The following is a 7,411-nucleotide window of genomic DNA, read 5'->3' as shown; positions in this document are numbered from 1 at the left end:
TCGATCAGCTCCTGCTCGTTCTCGACCAGCAGCGCCCGCAGCCGCTGCAACTGGTTGACGCGCCAGTCCAGTCCGCGGGTGACGCCGGTGTTGAACGTCGCACGAAGGCGGCCCACCACCTCCGCAGCCGTTTCCGTCCCGTGCGTCCTCGCCTCGGTCCCCTGTGTTGTGGTCATGGGATGTGCTCCGTTCTTGATGCAAGCCACGCCCCGGCTGCCTTCCGGCCGGGCACGGTGACCAGCGTCCCGGGCGGGCCGGCATCCACCCAGGCCACGGCATTGCGTACGTGCGCGGTGCCTACCACTGGTTGGGTCAGGCTGGTGTGCGTCCGACCGGGGATACTCGAGGCATGGACGAATACCCCGAACCGGTGCACGAGCCCGCCGCCGGCGCTCTGGACCCGCGTGCCGAGCTCAGTGAGTTCCTGCGCACCCGGCGGGCCCGGCTGAAGCCAGAGGATGTAGGGCTGCGGGGCTTCGGACGGTATCGGCGGGTACCGGGGCTGCGCCGCGAGGAGCTGGCGCAGCTGGCCGGGGTGTCGGTGGCGTACTACACGCGGCTGGAGCAGGGCAACGGGCGGACCGTGTCGGCGGAGGTCCTCGACGCCATCGCCCGCGCGCTCAGGCTGAGCGACGCCGAGCACGCCCACCTCACGCACCTGGCGAAGCCGAAGCAGCAGAAGAAGAAGCCGGCCGTCCGCGCCCACCAGGTACGGGGCCCCCTGCGGACGCTGCTGGACACCATGGACGGTGTTCCGGCGATCCTCGTGGGGCGGCGCTCGGACATCCTCGTCTGGAACCGGATGGCCGCGGCGGTCTTCGGCGACTGGGCCGAGCTGCCAGCGAGGGAACAGAACTGGGCGCGGCTGGTGTTCCTGAGGCCCGAGTACCGCGACCTGTTCATGGACTGGGAGCACAAAGCGAGCGACGTCGTCTCTCAGCTGCGCATGGACGCCGGCTCCCATCCGGACGACCCCCAGCTGTCCGCGCTGGTGGGCGAACTCTCCGTGAAGAGCGAGGAGTTCAGGCGGCTGTGGGCCACCCACGACGTCAAAGAGAAGTGCCACGGTATCCAGCGCCTGCACCACCCGCTCGTCGGCGAACTCGATCTCCGCCTCGAGTCGTTCCACCAGGCCGACGCCCACGAGCAGATGCTGGTGACCTACCACGCCGAACCGAACTCCCCGTCGGCGGAGGCTCTGCGACTGCTGGCCAGCTGGGGCGCGGATGCGACCCGGGCGGGAACGAGCACGTCGTCGGCACGCACGCCTTGATGAACTCCCCTTGATCATCAGTAGTCGGCTGCGCGCCACGCCCAGCGTCCTTTCGCACGCCAGACACCTGCGGGGGGTGTCGGATTCAGGACGGCCCGGGTGGCGCGGGCATGCTGCGGTTGGGCAGTGGAAGAACGGTGCCGCCGCTGCGCAGGGCGTCGTTTTCGAGGACCTGCTGGCGGATGGCCTCCTCGTACAGAGCGAGGGTGCGGCGCAGGTCGGAGTTCTCCTCCCGTAGCCGGCTCAGGTAGGCAGGCCTCCGGCGATGGTGCCTCCGGGACGGCGGGCGATGAAATGCACTCGCCAACCGGTGATCGACATGACGCTGGACGATAGTCCGTGGACAGCTCAACAGCGCATAACCGAAATTATGGCGGGGGTTTACAGTTGTCCGTTTGTCCGCCAGCTCTGCAGGATCCAAGGCGATCTCCGGGCAGAGACACGCACGGGCTTGGATCTGGTGATTCCCGCTAGCCAGAGTTTCCTGGATAAGTTGATCACGGAGCCTGGGTGCTGGCCTACAAATGGGCGTTGACCTGCACGAACGAGGTACTTCGGGTGGCTTCTGACGCCTCGAAAGGTGTATGACCTAAAGCTGTGGCGAGCCTATACGCGAAGAAGGTCAACGGGGGGACGTACTACTACCTCCGTGAGATGGCGCGTGTGGACGGCAAGCCCAAGCGGGTGTCAGAACGCTACCTGGGCACTGCCGAGGAGATCGCGTCCGCGATGACCGCCCGGGAAGGGGCAACGTTGCCGCAGCGCAGCCGTCACCTCGCGTTCGGGGACGTGGCCTCGGTATGGCGGGTCCTGGACCGGCTGGACGTGGCAGGCATCGTCGATGCCGTGGTCGGTGCGCGTCGCGCGGACGCTGCGGCGAGCACAGGCACCTACCTCGCGCTGGCCGCACTGAACCGGGTGGTGGCCCCGTGCTCGAAGGCGGCGTTCGCCGACTGGTGGGCGACCACGGCGGCCGACCGGTTCACCCGGGTCCCGGCCGCCGCGCTGGACCACCGCCGGTTCTGGGACGCAACGCGGAACGTGCCGCTTGCGGCGTTGACCGAGATCGAGCGGCGGATCACCGTGCGCATGATCGAGGAGTTCGAACCTGGACGTGTCGGCCCTCGCGCTGGACATGACTAACTTCGCCACCTACATCGACACCGCGAACGGCAAGGCCCCCATCGCCCAGCGCGGCAAGGCCAAGCAGAAGCGCGCCGACCTGCGCCTGGTCGGGCTCGGGCTGGTCGTCACCCGCGACGGCGGCGTGCCCCTGCTCTCCCACGCCTACCCCGGTAACCGGCCCGACGCCACCCAGTTCACCACGATGATCGACGAACTGTGCACCCGGCACGCGGAATTGGCCGCCGGCGACACGGTGCCGGGCGAGATCACCGTGGTGTTCGACGCCGGGCAGAACTCCGTCGCCGACTTCGCCCACCTCGATGAGTCCCACCTGCACTTCGTCGGTTCGATCCCACCCTCGGACTGCACCGACCTGCTCAAGCGACCCGCCAGCGCCCGACGTTTGGTGGACGAGCCGCGCTTCGGGGGCCTTACGGCGCTGGAGACCCGGCGCACCGTCTACGGCCGGGACCACCGCGTCGTCCTCACCCACTCGCCCGCCCTGCACACCGCCCAGCACCGCGGCTTCGACCAGACCCTCGCCAAGGCCGAGGCCCGGCTCGGCGACCTCGCCGCCACCTTGGCCCGAGGCCGGACCCGCCGGGCCCCGGAGCAGGTCCGGGCCGAGGTCTCCGCGATCACCAAGGACCCCTGGGACCCGCGTCACCACCACCGACCTGACCGGCAACACCCCCAAGGACCTCCGCCTGGCCTGGCACATCGACGCCAGGGCCCGCCGAGCCCTGGAGAACGAGATCTTCGGCAAGCGTGTCCTGGTCACCGACCACGACCACTGGACGATCGCCGACATCGTGGCCGGCTACCGCTCCCAGTCGGACGCGGAATTCTCCTTCCGGCAGCTCAAGGACCCTCACGTCGTCTCCTTCGGGCCCATGCACCACTGGACCGACCACAACATCCGCATCCACGTCTTCACCTGCGTACTCGCCCTGACCGTCGCCCACTTGATGCGACGCCAGGCAGCCGGCGCGGGTGAACCCATGTCGGTACGCGAACTCCTCGGACACCTCGCCAGCATCCAGGAAACCGTCCTGATCTACCCCTCCACCGGGGGCCGCCCCAAAGCCCGACGGATGCTTACCGACCTCACCACGACCCAAGCCCGCCTCGCCGACATCCTCGACCCAGACCTCTCCGTCCCGCGCACTTAGCCTGGGCCCGCTGCCCAACGACATCACCGTGCCCCTGGACGCCGACCACGACTCGGACAAGACACGGACCCTGCTCGACCAGCGCGGTCTGCACGGCCGGATCGCCCACAAGGGTGAGAAGGCGTCGATCCAGGCGAGCCGACGCTGGCACGTCGAACGAACCCACGCCCGGCAGAACGCCTTCCAGCGCCTCGCCCGCTGCTACGAACGCCGCGCTCCCGCCATCGACGCGCGACAGCCCCCGGGGCACAAAGCTTGATCCTTGGAGAGGATGCCACTGCGGCAACTCCGCGACCGGCGAACATACGTAGCCGATTACGTAGTTCTACTGATTTCTTCAGCGTCCGCTTAGGGAAGGGTCTTAATCGAGAGGGAGGCTGCTATGGGTAAGCGGGAATTGGGGCCGTATCCAGGTCTGAGATATGCGCACATGGTGTCCAAGGACATCCACAGCAGCCATGTCGTCCGCCAGTTTGCTCTCTATCCGATCGACATCGAGCGGCCGGAGAAGGGCCGGCGGGTGGAGGCGCTGGAATGCGGGAGCTGCCAGAAGCCGCTGAAGTTCAAGGTGCTCAGTGTCGCGGCGACCAGGAGCCGCCGGTGGGCGTGGCTGGTGCTGGGCCTGGCCGGGGTAGCGGCGGCGCTCGGGTTCGGGGTGGCGATCTTCGAGGTCGGCGGGCAAGTGGTCGAGGAGGGGGCCCCCAACCCGGTGGGCCCGCTGGCGCTGGGTTTCCTCGCCGGGTTCCTTTCCGGGACCTTCGGCCTGAGCTACTGGCGGTACGAGGACGGGGTGCGCGGGCCCGGCTCGCCGCTGATGTCGTTCGGTGGGCACGCTCTCCGGTGGCCGCCCAGCTAGGGCCTGTGTGATGTCGTGATCAATCTTGCCGATCCGGGTCCCTCGGGGAGGGCGATCCGGTAGGAAGACGATCGTGACGCGCAGGCAACTCACCGACGAGCAGTGGAAGTTGATCGAGCCGTTCCTGCCGATAGGCGAGTACGGGCCGTACCCCGAGCGGCTGCGGGATCAGTTCGAGGGGGTGATCTGGCGGTTCCGTACCAGCAGCCAGTGGCGGGAGATGCCCGGCGACTTCGGCCCGTGGCCGACTGTCTACGGCCGCTTCCGGGTGTGGAGGGACGCCGGCGTCTTCACCGCACTGCTCGAAGGCCTGATCGCTGAGGCCGCCCGCCGGGGACAGACGGACTTGTCCCTGGTCAGCGTGGACTCCACCACGGCCCGCGCCCACCACGACGCAGCCGGGTTGTGCATCGGCAACGAGGTCATGGAGGCCCTTGAAGAGGCCGCCATCGAGCAGGAGCGGGCCCGGCAAAAGGGGGCGGCCCGCCAGAACAGAACGGACAGCACGGCAGTGGAGACCCCGGCCAGGAAGAGCGGCGGCACATCAGGCGACGGCGCAAGCTCCGCTTGAACCAAGCCCTGCTCGGCAGATCTCGGGGTGGACTGACGAGCAAGATTCATCTCGCTGCCGACCGCAAGTGCCGTCCCCTGTCCCTCGTGCTGACGGCCGGACAGGCCGCTGACAGCCCGCAGTTCGTCCCAGTGCTGCAGAAGGTGCGCATCCGTCTTCCCGCCGGCCGGCCCCGGACCCGGCCCGACGCTGTCGCCGCGGACAAGGCCTATTCCTCCCGCGCTAACCGCTCTTACCTGCGGAAACGCAACATCAAGGCAGTCATCCCGGAGAAGAAGGACCAGGCCGCCAACCGGAAGAAGAAGGGCAGCCGGGGCGGCCGCCCCACACGCCACGACGCCGATCTCTACAAAGAACGGAACACCGTCGAGCGCCTGATCAACAAGCTGAAGGCCTGGCGGGGCATCGCGACTCGACACGACAAGACACCCGAGAGTTACCTTGCCGGCCTCCACCTCCGTGCCTCGATGATCTGGATCAACGACCTCCTGAAGACAACTGGTTGATCACGACATCACACAGGCCCTAGCGCGACCCCCTGGCGAGATGCCTGATCTGCGAACCAGACACCATCCGCAGGACCAAGCGCTCGTAAGCTTAGAAGCCGTAGTCCTATCGACCGTGAGGGCGGTTCTGGTCGAACGGGTTGCCTGGTCGGGTGATTTCGGCCGGGTGGGTGCATGAAGGCAGGGCCTCGGGTGCAGCACGAGGGTTGCGAAGCCAACTCGTCTGCCCCGGAGGCCCTGTTGTCGCAGTTCTACGCCGTTTCGCCGGTTGTCTTCAACTCGGCGCGTTCTTCGTGCGATTGCCTCGCTCACCGGTTCGGGAACGCAGCCGACCGGCCGGACCGGGTCCCGGTCTACGGCTCGGACATGACGGACGCGCAGTGGACGGTGGTGCGGGACGCGCTGCCGGTGCCGGCGTGGATGGAAGGGAGGGGCGGGCAGCCGGAGGGCTACTGCCATCGGCAAATGCTCGACGCGGTCTTCTACGTCACAACGGCATCAAGTGGCGTGCGATGCCCGTCGATTTTCCGGCGTGGGACCGTGTCTACGCCTTCTTCCGCAGGTGGCGGAAGCAGGGCCTGGCCGGGGAACTGCACGACCGGCTTCGCGGGAGAGTTCGCACCGCGCAGGGACGCGACCGTGAGCCGAGTGCGGGAATCATCGACTCGCAGTCGGTGAAGGCAGCCGCCTCGGTGCCCGCCGTGTCACGAGGCTATGACGGAGGGAAGAAGATCAACGGAAGGCGTCGGCACGTCATCACGGGCAGCCTCGGCCTGCTGCTGACGGTCTGGGTGACCGCCGCGAATGTCACCGACCGCCAGGCCGCCCGCGCCATGCTGCCCGTGCTGCGGACACGGTTCAGGAAGATCACTCTGGTGTGGGCAGACGGCGGCTACACCGGCTGCCTCGTGGCGTGGGCGAAGGAAAAACTCCAGCTCACCCTGCAGATCGTCAAGCGTAGTGACGACATGACCGGGTTCGTGGTGCTGCCGAGACGATGGGTGGTGGAGCGCAGTCTGGGGTGGCTGGCGCTCGCGCCGCCTGGTGCGTGACTTCGAGGCGCTGCCCGCTTCCAGCGAGGCGTTCATCTACATCTCGGCGAGCATGCTCATGGCCCGCCGCCTGGCCCGCACCACCGGCGTGAGCAGGCCGCTCAGCTCTCCGGGGCAGGCGCAGTCGACGCTCGCCGCATGAACCGGCCTGACGGCGACGCTCTCAGCCACTCCCGCTCGACCAGCCGTTTCGCCCTCGACCGCACTCCCTCGATCTTGGCCGGCACCAGCTCCAGCCCCAGCCGTGCCGCCAGTTCCTTCGCCGACACTTCCTCGCCGTCGCCCGGTTCACCCTGAAACAGCTCAACGATCCGCCGGTACTCCGGCGCGAGCGCCTCCACCGTCATCCCCACCGGCGTCGCACCACCGTTGTCCCGGTAACCGGCGCCTTGTCAACGTGGGCCGGCGCCGACGGAACCTGCACCTCCACAGCGGGCGGATCTGCCGCATCGTCACCAACGGCCAGGGCCTCGGCCAGCTCCACCCAAGCGATCACCCGGCGCTCCAGCACCGCCTCGGCCACACCGAGTTCGGCCAGGATCCCGTCCGCTTCCGCCCGGAGCTCCTCCACGGCCGCCCGGGCAGCGGCCTCCCGTTCCTCCAGCAAACCCATCACCGATGCCACCGGCTACCTCCCCATCACCGAGAACGAACTGAACGTCCGAACCCTCCCTCGGCGACACCGACACCATGCCTGATCACCAGAAAACTCAGCGATCACAACCGGAAAGACAACGGCTTCTTAACACAAGTACAGATCTCTAAGACCGACCGGCAAATGGATCACTTGAGGCGTCGGGTGGTGGGCCGGCCGTCCCAGCGGTAGCGGCTCGTCGCCCGTCGGATGAGCATGCGG

The 7,411-nt window shown here is 67.9% G+C and carries 9 protein-coding genes and 2 pseudogenes; 9 read left to right on the top strand and 2 right to left on the bottom strand.

Annotation, left to right across the window (positions count from 1 at the left end; genetic code table 11):
• The first annotated feature begins 349 nt into the window (after positions 1–349).
• Positions 350–1,273, top strand: coding sequence for a helix-turn-helix domain-containing protein (locus tag ACFU53_RS44935; protein WP_384005796.1), 924 nt, complete (start codon positions 350–352; stop codon positions 1,271–1,273).
• 85 nt (positions 1,274–1,358) lie between these two features.
• On the opposite strand, the gene ACFU53_RS44930 is transcribed toward ACFU53_RS44935, so the two are convergent.
• The gene (locus tag ACFU53_RS44930) at positions 1,359–1,580 is read right to left on the bottom strand and encodes a hypothetical protein (RefSeq protein ID WP_384005794.1); all 222 of its coding nucleotides are present in this window, start codon (positions 1,578–1,580) and stop codon (positions 1,359–1,361) included.
• A 290-nt stretch (positions 1,581–1,870) separates the two neighbouring features.
• On the opposite strand from ACFU53_RS44930, the gene ACFU53_RS44925 reads away from it, so the two are divergent.
• The 8 genes and pseudogenes from ACFU53_RS44925 to ACFU53_RS44890 all read left to right on the top strand — a co-directional run bounded on the left by ACFU53_RS44925 (position 1,871) and on the right by ACFU53_RS44890 (position 6,697).
• Complete coding sequence (locus ACFU53_RS44925) at positions 1,871–2,416, top strand: hypothetical protein (protein WP_384005792.1); 546 nt, start codon at positions 1,871–1,873, stop codon at positions 2,414–2,416.
• On the top strand, positions 2,388–3,395 hold the full coding sequence (locus ACFU53_RS44920) for a hypothetical protein (protein WP_384005790.1): 1,008 nt from the start codon (positions 2,388–2,390) through the stop codon (positions 3,393–3,395). The genes ACFU53_RS44925 and ACFU53_RS44920 overlap by 29 nt, the downstream gene beginning before the upstream one ends.
• Before the next feature lie 4 nt (positions 3,396–3,399).
• The gene (locus tag ACFU53_RS44915; RefSeq protein WP_384005789.1) at positions 3,400–3,570 is read left to right on the top strand and encodes a hypothetical protein; all 171 of its coding nucleotides are present in this window, start codon (positions 3,400–3,402) and stop codon (positions 3,568–3,570) included.
• Between the two features lies 1 nt (position 3,571).
• Positions 3,572–3,802: pseudogene (locus ACFU53_RS44910) on the top strand (IS5/IS1182 family transposase); the annotation flags it as partial.
• A 150-nt stretch (positions 3,803–3,952) separates the two neighbouring features.
• A complete protein-coding gene (locus ACFU53_RS44905) occupies positions 3,953–4,426 on the top strand; it encodes a hypothetical protein (protein WP_384005787.1) in 474 nt (157 codons plus the stop codon).
• A 73-nt stretch (positions 4,427–4,499) separates the two neighbouring features.
• Positions 4,500–5,503 (top strand): annotated as a pseudogene (locus tag ACFU53_RS44900) (IS5 family transposase).
• Between the two features lie 512 nt (positions 5,504–6,015).
• On the top strand, positions 6,016–6,555 hold the full coding sequence (locus ACFU53_RS44895; protein WP_384005785.1) for a transposase: 540 nt from the start codon (positions 6,016–6,018) through the stop codon (positions 6,553–6,555).
• Positions 6,548–6,697, top strand: a complete 150-nt coding sequence (locus ACFU53_RS44890; RefSeq protein ID WP_384005783.1) for a hypothetical protein — start codon at positions 6,548–6,550, stop codon at positions 6,695–6,697. The genes ACFU53_RS44895 and ACFU53_RS44890 overlap by 8 nt, the downstream gene beginning before the upstream one ends.
• Positions 6,698–6,898: 201 nt before the next feature.
• Here the strand turns inward: ACFU53_RS44890 and ACFU53_RS44885 are convergent, their stop codons facing one another.
• Entirely contained in the window at positions 6,899–7,180 is a 282-nt protein-coding gene (locus ACFU53_RS44885; RefSeq protein ID WP_384005781.1) for a hypothetical protein, read from the bottom strand.
• Positions 7,181–7,411 lie beyond the last annotated feature (231 nt).

This window comes from Streptomyces sp. NPDC057474, assembly GCF_042802555.1.
Classification (GTDB): domain Bacteria; phylum Actinomycetota; class Actinomycetes; order Streptomycetales; family Streptomycetaceae; genus Streptomyces.
This window is presented reverse-complemented; position numbering and strand designations above follow the sequence as displayed.